Consider the following 19,542-nt stretch of genomic DNA (forward strand, 5'->3'; position numbering starts at 1 on the left):
GGGTCGAAGGTGAGCAGTTTTTCGGAACGGCTGCGCGCGGTCGAAGACCGCTATCAACAGGGCGCCGCCGAGTTCGAGCGGATGAGGCAGGAACACGAGAGCTCCCTGCGGGAGGCGCGCGAGAACTATCCGCCCCTGACCGAACGGCAGAACGAGGAGATCACCGAGTACTACCGCTCCGGGCAGGCAGGGGCGGAGTTGCGTCGACTCCAGCTCATGGTGGACCGGGGGGAGGTTACGTGGGGCGAGATCAAACGCGGTGAGTGCGATCCCGAATGGACGGAAGCCTACTACGCTTCCTTCGAGGAAGGCGGTCGCCTGCTGCGTGCGGCGGTCGAGGGAGAACCCGTCGAGCGTTATCTGCCGCAGGAAACCCCTGCTGAGAAATCTCCGGTCGAGGAGCCGATCTCCGACGACGAATACTTCGAGAATCAGAGTTTCCTGCGCGACGATCGCTGGTAGGAGACCCCGAGCGAGCAGCGGTACGAGTTCCGCTTCGCTCGCTCCGCCTCCTCACCGCGGTGAGAACGTCTCGCGCGCACGCTCCGTGGCATCGATCGTGGCGACGAGGAACTGCCTGATCGTCTCCCGCTGTTCGGCGCTGAACCCGTCCCAGGCGCCACCGAGCTCCCGCAGCAGCGGCCGGTAGAACTCGCCACCGACCTGCCTGGCGGTGTCGTGGATGTCCAGGTCTACCCTGCGCCGGTCGACCTCGCTGCGCTCCCTGGTGATGTGGCCGAGCGACTCCAGCCGCTCCAGCAGTGCCGTGGTGGCCGAAACGCTCATGTCGAGGGTCGCCGCGAGCCTGCTCGGTGTCATCGGTTCCTGCCGGTTGGCCGCGTCGAGGATCGTGACGAGCGCGTTCAGGTCGGTTTGGTGCAGACCGTGGGCATCACCGAACAGCACGTTGAACCGGTCGAGCTCGACGTTGAGCTGTCGCAACAGCTTGCCCAGCACCACGTTGCCCTCGTAACCGGTGCCGGTTTCGCCCGTTTCTCCCGTGTTCGCCGGGTCCTCGCTGTCCTGGTCGTTCGCCGAGGTCATGGTTCCTCCTTCGTTCCGTGTCGCCCCTGCTGTCGCAGTATTTCGACAGTCGAATTATTCTATGGCGCTAGTAATGCTCCGCTTCGAGCTTCGCCGAGAACCCTCGACGACTAGGAACCCACATGATCTCCACCGGCCACTCCTCCGACGAGGACCAGCATCCCCCGAAGGTGCGGCGGTTGCGATGGCTGGTCCCGGCGCTGCTGGTGATCGCCTGGCTGGGTCTCGGCGGCATCGGTGGGCCGTTCGCGGGCAAGCTGGCCGAGGTCTCCGAGAACGACAGCTCCACCTTCCTGCCCGCCTCCGCCGAGGCCACCAAGGTCAACGAACTGCAGCGGCAGTTCTCCGGCGGACAGCGCATCCCGGCCTTCGTCGTGGCCGAGCGAACTCGGGGAATCACCGGTTCCGACCGCCAGTACCTGACCGGGATCTCCGAGCGGATCGCGTCGATCGAAGGGGTCGAGCGCGTCTCGCCCCCGATCCCCTCACCCCGGGACGACCAGGCGGTGCAGGTGATCGTCTCGATCGACTCCGGTGCCGAACCCGCGAACGCGGTCTCGGAGATGCGTAACCTCCTGGAACAGTCACCCACCGGGCTGACCACCCTGGTCAGCGGCCCCGCCGCACAGTCAGCCGATCTGGCCGAGGCGTTCAGCGGAGTCGACGGACTGCTGCTGCTCGTCGCCGGTGGTGTGGTTCTCCTGATCCTGATCCTGGTCTACCGCAGTCCGCTGCTGCCGGTACTGGTGCTGCTCAGTGCGGTTTTCGCACTCGGCGTCGCCAGCCTCGCCGTTTACTTCCTGGCAGCGGCCGACGTCCTCACCCTCAACGGCCAGAGCCAGGGAATCCTGTTCATCCTGGTGGTCGGCGCCGCCACGGACTACGCACTGCTGTTCGTCGCACGGTTCAGGGAGGAACTGCGCGCGAGCCCCGACAAGTACCGCGCCGTCCTGCGCTCCTGGCGCGCCACACTGGAGCCGATCCTCGCCTCCGCGGGCACGGTCATCCTGGGCCTGCTGTGCCTGCTGTTCAGCGACCTGAACTCCAACAAGAGCCTCGGCCCCGTGGCGGCCATCGGCATCGCCGCCGCGCTGCTGGCCTCGACCACCTTCCTGCCCGCCGTGCTCGCGCTGTCCGGCCGCGTCGCCTTCTGGCCCTTCCCGCCCCCACGGGAAACCGCGGGGCAGGACGACGCGGTGGCGGAGCCCGAACCACGTCGCGCGGCGTTCTGGGAGCGGGTCAGTTCCCTGGTGGGCAGGACTCCCCGGGCGATCTGGATCGGCACCACGGTGGTCCTGCTCATCGGCACGCTCGGACTGCCGCAGCTGCGGGCCGGTGGCACCGCGCAGTCGGACGTCTTCCTGACACCGGTCGAATCGGTCGCGGGACAGGAAGTGCTCGCCGAGCACTTCCCCGCCGGATCGGGAGCCCCCACCGTGATCATCGCCGACGCCGACAGCACCGAGCGCGTGGTGCGAGCCGCTGACGTTCCCGGCGTGGCCGAAGTCTCGGTCACCAGGACAGCGGCGGGCACCCCCAAGGTGGTCGACGGGCGGGTCCGCGTCGAAGCCGTGCTCACCGATCCGGCCGACTCGGAGGCGGCCCTCGCGACCGTCCAGCGGATCCGCGACTCGGTGCACCCCGTCGAGGGGGCCGACGCGCTGGTCGGCGGAACGAGCGCGATCCAGCTCGACACCCGGCTGACCGCCGAGCGCGACCGCTCCGTGATCATTCCGATCGTGCTGCTGGTCATCCTCGTGGTACTGGCGTTGCTGTTGCGCGCCCTGGTAGCTCCACTGGTGCTGCTCGCCACCGTGGTGCTCTCCTTCGCGGCGACGATGGGCGTGTCCGCGCTCGTGTTCAACCACGTCTTCGACATGCCCGGCGCGGACCCGGTCGTCCCGCTGTACGGCTTCGTGTTCCTGGTCGCCCTGGGAATCGACTACAACATCTTCCTGATGACTCGAGCGCGGGAAGAAGTGCGTCGCTCGGACAACCGGACCGGTGTGCTGCGTGCGCTGTCGGTCACCGGTGGTGTGATCACTTCTGCCGGAGTGGTGCTGGCGGCCACGTTCGCGGCGCTGGCGGTACTGCCGATCCTGTTCCTCGCCCAGCTCGCGTTCATCGTGGCGTTCGGGGTGCTGCTGGACACGCTGGTCGTACGTTCGCTGCTGGTACCCGCGCTGTCCCTGGACATCGGCAGAACCATTTGGTGGCCCGCCCGCTTGGGGCGCCGAGACCGACAGGCGACGGGGACGGACAGGTGAGGGGGCGACCGCCGCCGTGGTTGGTCCACAGCGGACTCGACATCGACGGCGGTCGCCACCGGAGGCACCTATTCGATGTCGGGCCTCGCCGGAGCGGGAGCCCGCGAGAGGTTCCGCCGAGCGAGCGCGGCGGAAAACCGAGTCGACGAAGTGCTACTCATCGCGGGACTGTCACTTGTACGCGTAGTAGGTCTCGAACGCCTGGAACGCGGCCTCCTGCCGCCACTGCGACTTCGCCTTCGTGCTGTTCGACAGCAGTTCGGCACACGCCGCGTCCGGCTCGCCGAAGCCCGGCGTGTCCGAGGCGCACGCCGGTTTCATCCGCCGGGACTCGGAGGCTGCCCACAGACTCTCCCCTTGCACGAAAGCCTGTTCCAGCGAGGTCCGGGCACTGGCCTTGAGCTGCGAGTAGTTCAGCCCGAAGTCCGTGGCGGCCCGCCGGTACTGGGCGGTGATGTCGCTGCGGGAGACACCGGGGTCGTCGGTGGCCAGTGCGAAGGGAACATCGTGCGCCATGTACTCGGGCAGCGGGTGCTCCTCCGGGCCGCAGACCCGCAGTATCTGGCAGTTGCTGGTAAGCGGCACCTCGACCGCGATGTCGCGTGCGGCCATGTGATCGGCCAGCGCCCGCCAGTCGTCCTCGTGCACCAGATCTATCCCGTGGCCGATCCGGTCGGCTCCGGCGATCCGCACGGCCTGGTCGATGTGGTAGGTCAGCTCCTCGGGCTTGACCAGCCCCGGAACGAGCTCACCGGCGTGCAGTGTGATCGACACGCCGGGGTACTGCCCGCTCAGGTAGTCGATCATCCGCATGTGCAGGGTGTAGTCCCGCAGCGAGATCTCGTGGTCCTCGGGCTGGACCATGTTGACGCCCACGAATCGCGGATCGCTCTGCGCCAGCTCGAACCCGAGCAGCAACTGCGTGAACACGCTCGCGGGGGAGTTCGCCCGCGCCACCTGGTAGTCCAGCCGGATCTCCACATCGCATCCGGGGCGGGCACTCGGGGTGCCGCAGTTCAGCAGCTCGCGGTAGCGCGCGAAGTCCCGATCCGTCGCACGCCGCGCGTCGCGTTCGACCTCCGCCATGCCCTCGCGGAGCAGCGTGGTGCGCAGCCGCCGGAAATCCCGTTCGGAACGCGGGTCGAAACCGACGCGCTCCACGAGCTCCCCGCGGGCCTCGGACTGCCTGGACAGCAGCGTTTCGAGGTAGAACTGGTTCTGCTCGGCGAGGTCACCCGCCACCTCGGCGAGCATGTCGCCGTCACGTCCCTCGGTGGCCGCCCAGAACTTGCCGAAGGTGGCGAAGAAGTGGTCGTGCCCCGACTCCTCGCCGCCGGGCTCGAAACCGGCCATCGACCACGTCTCGATCACCCGCTCGCGAAACTTCGGATCGCTCATCGCGTCCGAGGCGGGACGTTGTCCCTCGGTGCAGGGGGCGAGTGAGGACTGCATGGTCTCGGCGTCGATGCAGCGTCCGTCCTCGGCGGCGTAGCGGATCAACGACTCGGTGGAGACCGAGCCGGAGAGGTGGTTGTGCAGGTCACCTCCCTTCGGCATTCCGCGCAGGAACTCGTCGAGCTTCTCCGGGCGATCGCGTATCCGGTCCAGGTACCGGTTAACCCGGCACTCCCGGTCCCACGGTGCGCACGCCGGGGCCTTCTCGCCCGGGGTGGTCTCCGCCTCGGCGGATCGCGGTTGCGCCATCAGCATCGGAAGCGAGGCGGCGGTGAGCAGTACCGCGAGCGTGATGCCTCCCGTGCCGGTGGCGCGTCGGCGTCTTCCTGCCGTCCGGGAGCGTGCGCTCCCACCGAGCGGCTTCATCAAAGATTCTCCCTGGGGAAGTCGTTCTCTGGGCCGTGCACGACACACACGACCCGCCGACGATCCCCGATCATGATCTCCATAACCAGTCCGGAGGACGTATTTTCATCCGGTGGGAGGAAGGTCGAGCCCCCGAAAGTTGGTTCTCCGGCAGCACCGACTCCGGCCATGCGGACGAATCGGAACGGCCGCCGGGGGTAGCGCGGCAGCGGGCGGTGGTTATGCTCGGCCGCGTGCTGACTGTCTCGACGGTGAATGTCAACGGCCTGCGTGCCGCCGCCAAGAAGGGCTTCGTCGAGTGGCTGGCCGCCACCGACGCCGACGTGGTCTGCATGCAGGAGACGCGGGCGGAATACGACCAGCTTCCGGAGGCCGCGCGTGCGCCCGCCGGTTGGTACACGCTGCTGGCGCCGAGCGCGGACAAGGGGCGCAGCGGGGTCGCCATCTACAGCCGTACCGAACCCGAGGTCACCAGGATCGGATTCGGCTCCGAGGAGTTCGACGACAGCGGCCGTTACGCCGAGGCGGAGCTGGACGGGTTGGTGGTGGGCAGCCTGTACCTGCCGAGCGGGGAGGCGGGCACGCCCAAGCAGGACGAGAAGGAACGCTTCATGGCGGAGTTCCTGCCGTACCTGCACCAGTTGCGCGACCGGGCGCGGCAGCGGGGCAAGGAAGTGCTGGTCTGCGGTGACTGGAACATCGCGCACCAGGAGATCGACCTGAAGAACTGGAAGAACAACCGCAAGTCGGCGGGGTTCCTGCCGGAGGAGCGTACCTGGCTGAGCAGGGTGTTCGACGAGGCGGAGTACGCGGACGTGGTACGCCGCCGGTTCCCGGAGGGGCCCGGGCCGTACTCGTGGTGGTCCTACCGGGGCAAGGCCTTCGACAACGACTCCGGTTGGCGGATCGATTATCACGTCGCCACCGAGCGGCTGGCCGAGCGCGCCTCGGAGGCGAGGGTCGAGCGGGCTCCGAGCTATGACAAGCGCTGGAGCGATCACGCACCGGTGACTGTCTCCTTCGACTGGCCGAAGCCGTAACCGCGCCGAAGAATCCCCCAGGGCCGGGGAGCTGTTACTCCCCGGCCGTCGGTCTCGACAGTGACATGGTGCCGAGACCTTTCCCCCAGGGGCAGGTTTTCCGTGACACCCGTGACCCCGTGTATCTCGCCGACCGAGGTCGGTTCGAGTACCCCATTGGGCGGTTCTCCCGGTGGTCGGAGTTCCGCCCGGTGTCGTGTTCGCCTGCCACGTGTTGGATTCTGGGCGGTGGCGGCTCCGGCGGACAACTGTGACCAGTGGGGATACCCCCGTCGGGGATATCCCTGCCAGGGACACCGGCCACGGTGGGTGTCCGTCCTGCCTGATGGGTCCGGAGGTGGCCCTCGTGGAGGTCGAGCGGCCCGTTCGGGAGCGGCCTCGCGCCGCACGGTCCTCATTTCGGCCACTGCTGGTAGTCAACCTGTCACCGTGCACGGCGGGTTTCGGCATAGAATCGTGACGTGATCATCGAACCGCCGAGCTTCGGTAGCTATTTACGCCACCTGAGATCAGGTGCTCCACCGGCAGAGTTCGCGCCCGACCCGGCTTACCGGACACCGCGCCCCGCGATGAACCGGGCGGAGTTGGCGACGGCCGCGCGCGCCAGCGTGGGGTACGTCCAGAAGCTGGAACAGGGCCACGCGGACAATCCCTCCGCGGCGGTGGTGGATCGCCTGGCCGACGCGCTGGGGAGCATCTCGGTGGAACGGCAGCACCTCCACGACCTGGCCGGCGTCCAGCGCGGTGACCAGACGGAACCGACGCGGCTACAGGAAGTGACGTCGGTGCAGCGCGAGGCGGCCGACGGGCTGCATCCGAGTTTGGCCGCCTACGTCGACGAGGGCTGGAACGTGTTGTACTCCAACGCGGAGTACCGCCGGGTGTTTCGGCGTATCACCGAGGTCGGCAACGTGTTGACCTGGTTCTTCTTCATGCCGGAGTCCAAGGCTGTCATGGTCGAGTGGGAGCACGAGGCGCGGCTGACGGTGGCCTGGCTACGTGCCCTCATGGCACGCAGGCCCGGTAACCCGGTGTTCGACGAGGTTCTGGACATGCTCTCGCGGTCGACGGAGTTCGTGCGGATGTGGAAGTTGCAGGAGGTGATCCTGGGGCGTCACAAGCCGCATTTCCTGGTCCACGACCTCGATCGCGGGCGACGGGTCGAGTTGTTGGCACAGGTCTACCCGATTCCGGACCCGAGCCAGGAAATGCAGCTCTACCTGGGAATTCCGGCACGCTAGGGCGTTACCGACGACCCAGGGAGTCCAAGAAGGACAGCAGCAGCGAGGTGGTTTCCCCGGGATGCGTCACGGGTGGCGCGTGGGCCGCCCCGTCCACCTCGTGCGGCGAACTCGCCCGCGGGATGGCGGACGCGAGGAACTCCATACGTTCCCGGGGGATGGAGACGTCCTTCGAACCGCGTATCAGCAGTGTGGGGGACGTGATCTCACCGGCGCGAGCGGTGATGTCGTCGCGTTCGAGTAGGCACCGCACGGGGTGGCCGAGGGGGAGCGGGCGGGTTTTCCAGCGCTCCCTCCAGTGGGCCGCTCGCGGGTGGTCCCCGATGATCTGCTGTGACAGCGGAACGAGTAGCTCGTCCACGGGGCCCTGCTCGGTCAGTCCGCCGAACAGGGCGGTGTAGTCGTGGTAATCCGCATCGGACAGTGGGTGCGCCTCGGTGTCCAGCAACAGGAGGCCGGTGACCCGGTGCGGTGCGAGCAGTGCCGTACGCAGTGCGGTGAACCCACCCTGCGACAGACCACCGACGACCGCGTCCTGGATGCCCAGGTGATCCATCAGGCCGATCAGGTCGCGAGCGATGTCCCAATAGGTGAACGGCTCGTCCCCGGCCGGGCTGTCGCCGTGACCACGTGCGTCCCAGGTAACCACGCGGTAGCCGCGGGCCGCGAGAGCGTCGGCCTGTGCGGTGAACATGGTGTGGTCCAGGAAGAAGCCGTGCCCCAGCAGTACGGCGGGACGTTCCTCGCCCCCGGTGTCCGCGAAGTACAGGTCGTGTCCGTTGATGCGGGACAGTGGCATTCGTGTTCCTCTCGCGAAGTGCTTCCGCTCCGGCCGGTGCCCGGGATCGGCCCGATTTTGCGATACTACGAAGTTCCGTTGGTGGGTGCGCAAGTCCCGGCTCCCACGAGGGAGCACTCGCGATCGACAAGTGACCGGACGGCCTCGATGCGTGACCGGACGGCCCGTGACGGACGCGGTGGCTTATCGTCGTGGTCGTGACGACACACATGCAGCCTATCTCCGAACTGTTCGATCCGGCCGTGTGGCAGCCTGTGGCGGGTTTCGACTTCACCGACATCACTTACCACCGTTGCGTCGAGGACGGCCCGGGCAAGGGCACCGTCCGCATCGCGTTCGACCGCCCCGAGTCACGGAACGCTTTCCGTCCGCACACCGTCGACGAGTTATACCGCGCGCTCGACCACGCCCGGATGACCAGCGACGTCGGTTGTGTGTTGCTCACGGGGAACGGTCCGTCCCCCAAGGACGGTGGTTGGGCCTTCTGCTCCGGCGGTGACCAGCGAATCCGGGGGCGCTCCGGTTACCGGTACGCCGAGGGCGAGACCGCCGAGACCGTCGACCCCGCCCGGGCGGGAAGGCTGCACATCCTGGAGGTGCAGCGGCTGATCCGGTTCATGCCCAAGGTCGTCGTCGCGGTGGTTCCCGGTTGGGCTGCCGGGGGCGGGCACAGCCTGCACGTGGTTTGCGACCTCACGCTCGCCAGCGCCGAGCACGCGCGGTTCAAGCAGACCGACGCCGATGTCGGCAGCTTCGACGGCGGGTTCGGTTCCGCCTACCTGGCGCGCCAGGTAGGACAGAAGTTCGCCCGCGAGATCTTCTTCCTCGGTCGCCCCTACGACGCGGAGCAGGCCCACCGGATGGGGATGGTCAACGAGGTGGTTCCCCACGGTGAGCTGGAGGAGACGGCGTTGCGGTGGTCCCGCGAGATCAACGGCAAGTCCCCGACCGCGCAGCGCATGCTCAAGTACGCCTTCAACGCCATCGACGACGGACTGGTCGGCCAGCAGGTGTTCGCGGGGGAGACGACCCGGCTCGCGTACATGACCGACGAGGCGGCCGAGGGGCGCGACTCGTTCCTGGAGAAGCGGACCCCCGACTGGTCGGAGTTCCCCTGGTACTACTGATCGTTGCTTTGACCCGCGGCCCTGGGCGCGTCGATTTCGCGAGAAATCGACGCCGGGGTGCGTCCGAACCCTCGTCCGAACCTCCGTTCGTGGAACCACGCCCGGCCGGTGCAACCTCCGCCGTACCCCCTGCGTCCCAACGGAGCAGCGATCCGTTCGGTCGACCGGTGGCACCGTTGATCAAAGCCGTTCGTGAACCGTGGCCGAAGTCCTCGGGAAGCCGGACGACGAGCGGTACTCGTGGACGCCGAGCGGCTCGGAACTCGAGCAGCGCAGTGAGGAGAGGGTATGCCGCAACACCGAACGCCCCCGAGATGCCCCGTCTGCGGGATGCACTTCTGCATCTGTCCGGACAAGAGCGCCCGGATCGGTGTCCGCTTCCGAACGGCCGCGATGCCGCGACGAACCCGTCGGTGAACTTCGGCTCCCCGGTAAAAACCGCGAACGTCGCCACAGACCTCGGTGGAGGGGCGGCGACAGCTCGCCTCGGGAGTCGCCCCGCGGAAGTCGGGGCGGGCCGAGACGCGAACGGGGTCTTCCCGGAATCGGCCCGAGAAGACCCCGCGTGCGTGCTTTTCGAACGAACTCCGCTCGTCAGCGCACTGCCTTGAGCGCGTCGACGATGCCCGCGCCGTAGAAGCCGGCGCCGGTCCTGCCGCCGCGGCACTTGGCGTCGTCCTCGCCGTCACCGTCGGTGTCGTAGCTCTTCGGGCACGGCACGCTGTCGGCCTGCCAGCGCAGGGCGGCGTCGACCATCCGCGCGTCCCACCTCGGGTGCTCCGCCCGGATCAGGGCGGCGACCCCGGCGACGTGCGGCGAGGCCATCGAGGTGCCCTGGTAGAAGCCGTACTCGCCGTCCGGCAGCGTGGACAGCACGCTGCCGTTGCCGGAGGGTGTGTCGGCGGTCTGCCTGCTGTCGCCGCCCGGTGCGGCCACGTCCACCGAACCGATGCCGTAGTTGGAGTAGAAGGACTTGCTCGACTCCGGCCCCACGGCCGAAACCGTCACCATGCCGGGCAGCTCACCGGGCAGCACCTGGCATCCGTTGCCCGCCCAGCGGTCCTCGGTGGGACCGCCGTTGTTCGGACTGTTGGTGTCGTGGATCCGCTTCGACAGGTTCCAGTTGCTGTTGCCCGCCGCGACGACGTTGAGCACGTCGTTGCCCCTGGCGTGGTTCACCGCCCGGCGAACCGCCTCCGCCACGGCCGCCTGGTCGCGGTCACGCTGGCACCACAGGTACCAGGGGTCGATGAAGTAGGAGCTGTTGGTCACGTCGATGCCGTGCTCGGCGGCCCACATGAACCCGCAGATCGCCGAGCCGGGGTAGATGAAGCCCTCGTCGTTGACGACCTTGATCGACACCAGCGTCGCGTTCGGGGCGACCCCGGAGATGCCCACGCCGTTGTTCGCGGCGGCGACCGTGCCGGCGACGTGCGTACCGTGCCCGCTCGTAGTCGGGGCCCAAGCCTGCCGCGAACGGTCCGGTGTGCCGTTCTCGGTGCAGCCAACCGACCGGCTGGTGTCCAGATTGGCCGCCAGGTCCGGGTGCTCCGGGTCGATGCCCGAGTCGAGCACGCCCACGGTCGCGCCCTTGCCGCTGTCGGAGTTCTCGTGGGCCTCGTCGGCGTTGATCATCCGCATGTCCCACTGCTCGGCGGCGAGCGGCTCCTCGCCGTCCTCGCTGGAGCGGGTCGCGGTGTCGGCCGCGAGGGTGCCCCGGCGTTTCTCCAGCGTCTCCGAGTCGGATTCACCGCTGTTCTCGGGGAGCTGTTCGGCGAGGTTGCGGCTCGCCCCCGCCGCTCGTACGCCGGGATCACCACGTACGGCCTCGGCGAACTCCGAATCGCGCGAGGTGGCCAGCAGTACGCCGATCTCGGGCCAGCTCTGCACGACTTCGCCGTCGGCGGCGCGTACCGAATCGGCGGTGCGTTCCAGACCGCCGTGCTGGGGTCCGACCACGATGAAGTGGGCGGGGTCTCCGGTGCCGGCGGAGTCCGACGGCCCGGCCGCGGCTACCGCGGGCGCCAGCAGGGTCAGGGCCAGTGCGGAGCCGATAGTCCGCAATGGTTTGAGTCTCAGAGGTTTGGGTGACACCGAGCCTCCCGAACAGGTGAACAGGGTTACTGAATGTGGGAGTCTGCGCCCCGATACGGCTAGTGGATAGACCTTTATGGAGTAATCGAGTTACACCGCGCGTAGGTGCTGTGACGCATCGCGCCGTTGTTCTCGGTGTGGCGGTGCTCGCCGGACGGTTACGGTGTTGGCGTGTCGGTCGATCTCGAAGTGCCACCGCCCGAACCAGCCCCCAGCCCGTCCGCGATGCGTCGTGCGCTGCGCAGAGCTACCGAAGGGGTGGCGCTGGACAGCACCGAGGCCGCAGTGCTGCTGCACGCCCGTGGCGAGGACCTCGGGACGTTGCTGGAAGCAGCGGGCAGGGTCCGCGACGCGCATCTGCGTGCCGAGGGACGGTTCGGCGTCGTCAGCTACAGCCGCAAGGTCTTCGTTCCGCTTACCCGGTTGTGTCGGGACCGGTGCCACTACTGCACCTTCGCCACGGTGCCGCACAAGGTGTCCGCGCCCTTCCTGGAACGGGAGGAAGTTCTCGACATCGCCAGACGAGGGGCCGAGTCCGGTTGCAAGGAGGCCCTGTTCACCCTCGGCGACCGTCCCGAGGAGCGCTGGCAGGACGCGGCCGACTGGCTGCACGAACGCGGCTACTCGTCCACGGTCGACTACCTGCGCTCCTGCGCGATCGCGGTGCTGGAGGAGACCGGTCTGCTGCCGCACCTCAACCCAGGCGTGCTCGGCTGGTCGGAGCTGACCAGGCTGAAACCGGTGGCCCCCAGCATGGGCATGATGCTGGAGACCACATCGGAGCGACTGTGGAGCCGACCGGGCAATCCGCACTACGCGAGTCCGGACAAGGAACCCTCGGTGCGGCTCCGGGTGCTCGCCGACGCGGGCCGGGTGGCCGTGCCGTTCACCAGCGGAATCCTCATCGGAATCGGTGAGACGCTCGCGGAACGGGCCGACTCGCTGCTGGAACTGCGTGCCAGCGCCAGGCAGTACGGTCATCTGCAGGAAGTCATCGTGCAGAACTTCCGGGCCAAACCGGACACGGCCATGCGCGGCATGCCGGACGCGGATCTGCACGAACTCGCGGCGACGGTGGCCGTCGCCCGGCTGCTCATGCCCTCCGGGGTGAGCGTGCAGGCCCCACCGAACCTGGTGGGGGACGAGCACGGCCTGCTGCTGCGCGCGGGGATCGATGACTGGGGCGGGGTCTCACCCGTGACGCCGGATCACGTGAATCCGGAGCGCCCCTGGCCCAGGGTGGAGGAACTGGCGGAGCAGACCGCGGCGGGCGGGTTCGAGCTGCGGCAGCGGCTGACCGCGTACCCGAAGTACGTGCGTGCCGGGCTGGCCGGCGACAGCACCGCCTGGCTGGATCCCAGGATCGCCACCCACGTCGCCGAGCTGGCCGATTCGGAGGGCATGGCCGATCCGGAGGCGCAACCGGTCGGTCGGGAGTGGCAGGAGCCGGACGGCGGTCTCGAATCGATCGGCCGCACCGATCTCAACAGCAGCATCGACACCGAGGGACGCAGCGCCGACCGCCGTAGTGACTTCGACAGTGTCTACGGCGACTGGGAGGAACTGCGGGAGAAGCTGCCCGCCGCCAGGGAGCCGGAACGGCTCGACTCGGATGTCGCGGCGGGACTCCGACTGGCCGAGCACGATCCGGCGGCACTGCTGGAACCGGGCAACACCGACGCGGCGATGGCGCTGCTCACCTGCGACGGAGCCGCGCTCGACGAGATGGCGCGACTCGCCGACGCGCTGCGTGCCGACGTGGTCGGGCAGGACGTCACCTACGTGGTCAACCGCAACATCAACTTCTCCAACGTCTGCTACGTGGGATGCAGGTTCTGCGCCTTCGCACAGCGGGAACGCGACGCGGACGCGTTCCGGCTCTCGCCCGAGGACGTCGCGGACCGAGCGGAGGAGGCCCGCCGTGCCGGTGCCACCGAGGTCTGCATGCAGGGAGGTATCGACCCCCGGCTGCCGGTCGGGGCGTACGCGGACCTGGTGCGGGCGGTCAAGAACCGGGTGCCCGACATGCACGTGCACGCCTTCAGCCCGATGGAGATAGTAAGCGCCGCGTCCAAGGCGGGCGTGAGCGTCGCGGAGTGGCTGACCGAGCTGCGCGATGCCGGGCTGGACACCATCCCCGGCACCGCGGCCGAGATACTCGACGACGACGTCCGCTGGATACTGACCAAGGGCAAGCTGCCCGCCGCCGAGTGGATCGACGTGGTCAGCACCGCCCACCGGCTGGGAATCCGTTCCTCGTCGACCATGATGTACGGCCACGTGGACACCCCCGAGCACTGGCTGGGGCATCTGCGCACGCTGGCCGGTGTGCAGGACACCGCGCGCGAGAACGGCGCGGCCGGGTTCACCGAGTTCGTCGCGCTGCCCTTCGTGCACCGCAACGCACCCATCTATCTCGCGGGGCTGGCCCGCCCCGGCCCCACCCGCAGGGACAACCGTGCGGTGCACGCTATGGCACGGCTGGCACTGCACGGCAGGGTGGACAACGTGCAGTGCTCCTGGGTCAAGCTGGGTGACGAGGGCACGGTCGAGGTGCTGCGCGGCGGCGCGAACGACCTCGGCGGAACGCTGATGGAGGAGACCATCAGCAGGATGGCCGGTTCCGAGCACGGCTCCCAGCGAACCATCGAGCAGTTGGACGAGGTCTCCGCCGCCGCCGGAAGGCGGGCACGGCAACGCGGCACCGATTACGGTCCCGTCCCCGTGATGTCGTTGGGCGTTTCGGCGCACGGCTGACCAGGTCGAACCGGTCCCGCCCGTTCCGGTGGTGGACGGGACCGGTTCCACGGGTCCACGTCGGACCGATCGTGCTCAATCGCTCAGGTCGTAGACGGTGGTTCCGTTGACGGTCCGCGCCTCGTAGTTCCGCTCCACCCACTGGCTGATCCGGTCCGCCGTCCCGGTGGAGCCGCTGTCGGACCCCGTGGTCATACCGCCCATGCCGCCGAGGATCGAGGCGTCGATGTAGTAGTGGATCCGACCCGCCTCGACCAGTTCCCGGAACCGCGCGAGAGTGGGGTAGGGATCCGTTCCGTTGAAGCCGCCGATCGCCATCACCGGTTGGCGGGTGGCGAGCTGATACCCGGCGGCATTGCTGGAGCCGGTGGTCGCGGCCACCCAGCTGTAGGACTCCGCGTCCTCCAGCAGCAGTTCGCGCAGCTGATCACCCGGCGTGCTGATGCCGAACGCGCCGCCACCGCCACCGCCGGGGCCGCCGCCCCCGGCGAAGCCACCGTTGCCGCCCACTCGGCCCGCTCCACCGCTGTTGCCGGAGCCGTTGTTGCCCGATCCCGTGTTGTTGGAACCGCTGTTGCCGGGAGCGGTGTTGCTGCCGCCGTTGCCGAACGGTGTGCCACCCCCGCGACCGGGAGCGCCCCCGCCGCCTCCGAAGCCGCCGGAACCACCGAAACCGGCCGCCGGCAGTACTCCGGTGTGCGGGGTGGCCGCGGTGGCCACCGAGTAGGCGGTGGGCAGCGTCAGGCACGCCACGAGCGCGGCGGCCACGGCCGACAGCGCCACCGCGCGGGAGGTTCGACTCACCACCAGCAGCAGGCAGGCGGCCGCCGTTCCGAGGAAGACCACGGCGGGGACGAGCCACTGGTGCCGCTCGGTGCTCTCCCGCAGCAGCAGCGCACCGACCGTCACCGTGATCAGCACGGTTCCCGCCAGCGTGATCCGCGTTCTCGGGTCCTCGCGGTTGTGCCACAGCATGGTGCCGCCGATTCCGACGAGTGCCGCGACCGCGGGCGACAGCGCTACCGCATAGTACGAGTGGATGATGCCGTTGGCATAGCTGAAGATCGCCCCGGTCAGTACCAGCCAGCCACCCCACACCAGCAGATTCACCCTGGTCGGCTCGGTGCGCGGTGTTCGTCGGGTCATCCAGAGCCCGGCTGCCAGCAGGATCAGCGCCGCGGGAAGCAGCCAGCCGATCTGATCGCCCATCTCGGCTCCCAGCAGCCGGTTCCAGCCCATGTCGGAATTGGTGTTGCCCAGCCCGCCGGTCTCCTCGCCGGTCAGTCGCCCGATTCCGTTGTAACCGACGGTCAGTTCCCACAGGCTGTCGTGCTGCGACCCTCCGATGTAGGGGCGGTTCGAACTCGGCCAGAATTCGACGAGCGCGATGTACCAACCCGCCGAGACCAGCACGCTCAGTCCGGCGGTCGCCAGGTGCGAGAGCCGCTTCCACCACGCGGTCGGTGCCGCCAGCAGGTACACGGCCGCGAACACGGGCAGTACCACGAACGCCTGCAGCATCTTGGTCAGGAAGCCGAACCCGATGGCGACTCCGGCGAGGGAGAGCCAGCGCGGGCTCGCCCGTTCGGTGGCGCGCACCACGCAGTAGGCCGCGGCGACCAGCAACAGCACCAGCAGCGCGTCGGGGTTGTTGAAGCGGAACATCAACACCCCCACCGGGGTGAGCAGCTGCACCGCACCGGCCAGCAGTCCCCCCGTCGGTCCCGCGCAACGGCGCACCGTGGCGTAGAGCAGTCCCACCGTCAGCACCCCGGCCAACGCCTGTGGCAGCAGGATGCTCCACGAACTCAGCCCGAATGTCCGTGCGGAGAGCACCATCGGCCACAACGCGGCGGGCGGTTTGTCCACGGTGATCGCGTTGGCCGCGTCGCTGGAGCCGAACAGCCATGCCTGCCAGCTCTGGGTGCCCGCCTGCACCGCGGCCGAGTAGAACCCGTTGGCCCAGTCCGAGGAGCCCAGTCCCCACGCGTAGAGCAGTGCCGCCGCCGCGAGCAGGAGCAGCAGTGCCGGGCGAACCCATACCGGGTCGGACGAACGGCCGCGCAGTGCTCGCCACGGGCGTGAACGCCGGGTCGGTTCGGTCGGGGACGGGCTCGACAGCCGCCCTGCCAGGAGTGTGTCCATCGTGATCGAGCCTGGCAGCGCGACCTTACGAGAGTCCGAGTGTTTCCTTGGTGTTCGCCGAGTATCGCCCTCCCGGATCCGGTTCCCGGCGAATTCTTACCTCGCTCCCGGCGGGTGCCCAGTCGCGCACGGCAGGGTGAGACCCACGGTTCCGTGACCAGTCGTGAGTTGGGAGCAGAGCATGACAGACAGCGCCGCGGCGGACGAGGAGTGGCGCGAAACCGCCGAGCCGGAACCGTCCCGTCGTGCGGAAGGCCCCGCGCGGTGGGGGCCACGCCGTACGCTCGCCGTGGTCGCGATCGCGCTCGCGGTCGGGGTCGCGGGCAGTCTGTCGGTCACCGCGATCACTTCCGGCTCCGCTTCGGGGCAGCTGGGTGGTCCCGGAGGTGGTGCCGCCTTCAGCGGGAGCAGCGGTGGTGGCTTCGGGGGAATGGGCCAACCGGGCAGTGCGGGGAACGGGGACACCGCGGGGTCCGGGGCCGTCCTGTCGGACGCGATGCACGGTGAGTTCACCGTGCGGACCGAGCAGGGGAGCTACCGCACGAAGCGGCTGCAGCGTGGCACGCTCACCGCCGTCGGCGACACGGAGATCACGGTGCGAAGCGGTGACGACTACCTGCGTGACTACACCGTGAACTCCGAGACCGTCGTCGACAGCGGTCAGACCTCGCTCGACGAGCTGGAACAGGGGCGGTCCGTCACGGTCGTCGCGACGTTGTCGGGGGACGACGCGACGGCCATCACGATCAGTGGTCAGCAGTCCGGGAACGGTTCGGGGAACAGCACCGGAAACGGCGGTTTTCCCGGTCGGGGCGGGAACAGCGGCCAGGGTGGTGATTCCGGCGGTTTCGGAAACGCGCCCGGTGGTGGTTCGGGAAGCGGTTCCGACGGCTCCGGGGATGATTGAACACTGACCTTGTCGGGGCACTTCGCACGAAGCGTGATTTCCGCCCATCCCGTTCTTCGGGGTGGGCGGATTTTCACCGATCTTCCGGCGGAGCGGTGCACTCGCTCGATAGGGTGAGCAACCAACTGTCGTCGGCGGGAGGTGAGTATGGGGTTGTTCGACTGGGTCCGCGGTGTTCCACAGGTCGTGCACGGGGCCGAGTTCGAACGAGGACAGGCCAAGAGCGTCAAAGCCGTGTGTGCGCTGCGGAAAGGTGAGGACGGAAAGCGACGCTGGGAACGTCAGGCGACCTTTTCGACCTCGGAAATGAAGAATCCGCTCCGAAAAGCCGTCACCGATTGTGGTTGGACCTGGCGTGGAGTGAGTTTCGCGAAGTTGTGAAGCATAGTCGTCGAATTCCGAGAAACTCTCGCCGATGGGTCAGCTCGGTGACTGTCGGTTGTCCCGGGCGCGATTGATGGCCTCACTCTGAACACCGAACGCGTTCATCCGCGTCCGCAACGTATCGGTTCCCGTTTTTTCGGGTTCGTTCGCAACCCTGGATTCCGCCACGCGTCTCACGGGGTGTGGCCGGGAATCGGGGCGGGCCGGTGTCCGGTCCGATGGCCGGCTGTGGTGTGCGGCCCCGTTGTCGCCGTTCCCGTGTCGACCAATACGCTCTCCGCTGTCACCGCACGATCGTGGGACGTTCTCGGCACCGGATCCGAACCGGTGGGGCGTCCGGGTGGCGGCACGGAACGCGCGGCGTTCTCCGTGGGATGCAACGATCGAAGTCCGACCAGAAAGGCACGGCTCGTGCGTAGACTTGTGGTGCGCGCAGGCGCGTGGTCGTCGATGCTCGCGATGACGCTGTTGATCACCGGTGCTCCGGCGCAGGCAGCCACCGAAACAGTGCGGGCGCAGGCCACCCCGCTCGACGCGTTGAGCACTCCGGTGGGCCTCGGCGCCGTCGTGATCGGCGTGATCGGGATGATCGCGGGCACGTTGCGGCGCAAGAAGATCCCGGTTCAGCCCGAGAACCAGCGCCGGAGCTGATCGGAGTTTCCGGTCGGGTTGGCGGGTCGCTCGTTCGGCGGGGCCTCCCGCCGGCTTCGGCTCCGTGACCGCGACATCGGTTGGCGACCTGCGCGACGTCGGGGAGTCCGCACGAGAGCGCGGATCGCCACCCTCGCCCGACCGCCGTGGACGCGGTTCTGCCAGAATCGACCACGTGCACACCGAGAGTTCCGTTACCACCGAGTCCGGCTCCGTGACCACCGAATCCGGCGGGACCACCGCGCGTCCCCGCGTGTTCTCCGGCATCCAGCCCACGGCCGGTTCCTTCCAGCTCGGTAACTACCTCGGAGCGCTGCGCAACTGGATAGCGTTGCAGGAAACCCACGACGCCTTCTACTGCGTGGTGGATCTGCACTCGATCACCATCGCCAAGGACCCCGAGGAACTGCGCGCCAACACCCGCAACGCGGCCGCCCAGCTGCTGGCGCTGGGGATCGATCCCGAACGCAGCACGCTGTTCGTGCAGAGCCACGTCGCGGAGCACACCCAGCTGGGCTGGGTGCTGGAGTGCCTCACCGGCTTCGGCGAGGCCTCCCGAATGACGCAGTTCAAGGACAAGTCCGCGCGGCAGGACGACGAGCACGTCAGCGTCGGGCTGTTCACCTACCCGGCGCTGATGGCCTCCGACATCCTGCTCTACGGCACCGACGTGGTGCCGGTCGGTGAGGACCAGCGCCAGCACCTGGAACTCAGCCGCACGCTCGCGCAGCGGTTCAACTCCCGGTTCGGCTCCACCTTCGTCGTCCCCGACGCGCACATCCCCGAGGACACGGCCCGCATCTTCGATCTGCAGGACCCGACCTCGAAGATGAGCAAGTCGATCCCCTCCGGCGTCGTGGAGTTCATGGAGGACCCCAAGCGCACCGCCAAGAAGGTGCGTTCGGCGGTGACCGACAACGAACGCGACATCCGTTACGACCCGGAGAACAAACCCGGGGTGAGCAACCTGCTGGTGATCTACTCGGGGATGACCGGCAGGTCCGTCGCCGAGCTGGAGACGGCCTACGAGGGCAGCGGCTACGGCGACCTGAAGAAGGACCTCGGCGCGGTGCTCGTCGACTTCCTCACCCCCTTCCAGCGGCGGGTGGCCGAGTACCTGGATGATCCGGCCGAGCTCGACAAGGTCCTGCGGCGCGGTGCCGAGCGTGCTCGGGCGGTGGCCTCGCGGACCCTGCGGGACGCCTACGATCGCGTGGGTTTCCTACCTCCGGCGGGCTGAACTGATCCTTTCGGGGTAACCTGCT

At 68.3% G+C, this 19,542-nt stretch carries 14 protein-coding genes; 9 read left to right on the forward strand and 5 right to left on the reverse strand.

What is annotated here, in order from left to right:
- Positions 1–9: 9 nt before the first annotated feature.
- Entirely contained in the window at positions 10–462 is a 453-nt protein-coding gene (locus tag BM394_RS16430) for a hypothetical protein (protein ID WP_092979516.1), read from the forward strand.
- A gap of 51 nt (positions 463–513) precedes the next feature.
- On the opposite strand, the gene BM394_RS16435 is transcribed toward BM394_RS16430, so the two are convergent.
- Positions 514–1,044, reverse strand: a complete 531-nt coding sequence (locus BM394_RS16435; protein ID WP_092979517.1) for a MarR family winged helix-turn-helix transcriptional regulator — start codon at positions 1,042–1,044, stop codon at positions 514–516.
- A gap of 122 nt (positions 1,045–1,166) precedes the next feature.
- On the opposite strand from BM394_RS16435, the gene BM394_RS16440 reads away from it, so the two are divergent.
- A complete protein-coding gene (locus BM394_RS16440; protein WP_217643546.1) occupies positions 1,167–3,311 on the forward strand; it encodes an MMPL family transporter in 2,145 nt (714 codons plus the stop codon).
- Positions 3,312–3,482: 171 nt separating this feature from the next.
- Here BM394_RS16440 and BM394_RS16445 read toward each other — a convergent pair whose 3' ends face one another.
- Positions 3,483–5,132 carry an adenosine deaminase family protein gene (locus BM394_RS16445; protein ID WP_092979518.1) on the reverse strand — a complete coding sequence of 550 codons (1,650 nt, stop codon included), beginning with the start codon at positions 5,130–5,132 and terminating at the stop codon, positions 3,483–3,485.
- Positions 5,133–5,365: 233 nt separating this feature from the next.
- Here BM394_RS16445 and BM394_RS16450 point away from each other — a divergent pair, with 233 nt between their 5' ends.
- Together BM394_RS16450 and BM394_RS16455 are read left to right on the forward strand one after the other, a co-directional pair.
- Positions 5,366–6,172 carry an exodeoxyribonuclease III gene (locus tag BM394_RS16450; RefSeq protein WP_092979591.1) on the forward strand — a complete coding sequence of 269 codons (807 nt, stop codon included), beginning with the start codon at positions 5,366–5,368 and terminating at the stop codon, positions 6,170–6,172.
- Positions 6,173–6,633: 461 nt separating this feature from the next.
- The gene (locus BM394_RS16455; protein WP_092979519.1) at positions 6,634–7,413 is read left to right on the forward strand and encodes a helix-turn-helix domain-containing protein; all 780 of its coding nucleotides are present in this window, start codon (positions 6,634–6,636) and stop codon (positions 7,411–7,413) included.
- A gap of 4 nt (positions 7,414–7,417) precedes the next feature.
- Here BM394_RS16455 and BM394_RS16460 read toward each other — a convergent pair whose 3' ends face one another.
- Complete coding sequence (locus BM394_RS16460; protein ID WP_092979520.1) at positions 7,418–8,212, reverse strand: alpha/beta fold hydrolase; 795 nt, start codon at positions 8,210–8,212, stop codon at positions 7,418–7,420.
- Positions 8,213–8,421: 209 nt separating this feature from the next.
- Here BM394_RS16460 and BM394_RS16465 point away from each other — a divergent pair, with 209 nt between their 5' ends.
- Complete coding sequence (locus BM394_RS16465; protein WP_092979521.1) at positions 8,422–9,339, forward strand: 1,4-dihydroxy-2-naphthoyl-CoA synthase; 918 nt, start codon at positions 8,422–8,424, stop codon at positions 9,337–9,339.
- Positions 9,340–9,933: 594 nt separating this feature from the next.
- On the opposite strand, the gene BM394_RS16470 is transcribed toward BM394_RS16465, so the two are convergent.
- Positions 9,934–11,403, reverse strand: a complete 1,470-nt coding sequence (locus tag BM394_RS16470) for a S8 family peptidase (RefSeq protein ID WP_092979522.1) — start codon at positions 11,401–11,403, stop codon at positions 9,934–9,936.
- A 201-nt stretch (positions 11,404–11,604) separates the two neighbouring features.
- Between BM394_RS16470 and BM394_RS16475 the strand changes: the two genes are divergently transcribed.
- On the forward strand, positions 11,605–14,190 hold the full coding sequence (locus tag BM394_RS16475; protein WP_092979592.1) for a bifunctional FO biosynthesis protein CofGH: 2,586 nt from the start codon (positions 11,605–11,607) through the stop codon (positions 14,188–14,190).
- Between the two features lie 75 nt (positions 14,191–14,265).
- On the opposite strand, the gene BM394_RS16480 is transcribed toward BM394_RS16475, so the two are convergent.
- On the reverse strand, positions 14,266–16,335 hold the full coding sequence (locus BM394_RS16480) for an ArnT family glycosyltransferase (protein WP_092979523.1): 2,070 nt from the start codon (positions 16,333–16,335) through the stop codon (positions 14,266–14,268).
- A 181-nt stretch (positions 16,336–16,516) separates the two neighbouring features.
- Between BM394_RS16480 and BM394_RS23405 the strand changes: the two genes are divergently transcribed.
- The 3 genes from BM394_RS23405 (at position 16,517) to trpS (ending at position 19,517) form a co-directional block, all read left to right on the forward strand.
- On the forward strand, positions 16,517–17,242 hold the full coding sequence (locus BM394_RS23405) for a hypothetical protein (protein WP_092979524.1): 726 nt from the start codon (positions 16,517–16,519) through the stop codon (positions 17,240–17,242).
- 795 nt (positions 17,243–18,037) lie between these two features.
- A complete protein-coding gene (locus BM394_RS16495) occupies positions 18,038–18,277 on the forward strand; it encodes a hypothetical protein (RefSeq protein ID WP_245780251.1) in 240 nt (79 codons plus the stop codon).
- 214 nt (positions 18,278–18,491) lie between these two features.
- Positions 18,492–19,517 carry a tryptophan--tRNA ligase gene (gene trpS / locus BM394_RS16500; protein ID WP_092979594.1) on the forward strand — a complete coding sequence of 342 codons (1,026 nt, stop codon included), beginning with the start codon at positions 18,492–18,494 and terminating at the stop codon, positions 19,515–19,517.
- Positions 19,518–19,542 lie beyond the last annotated feature (25 nt).

Source organism: Actinopolyspora lacussalsi subsp. righensis (assembly GCF_900116555.1).
GTDB classification, from domain to species: domain Bacteria; phylum Actinomycetota; class Actinomycetes; order Mycobacteriales; family Pseudonocardiaceae; genus Actinopolyspora; species Actinopolyspora lacussalsi.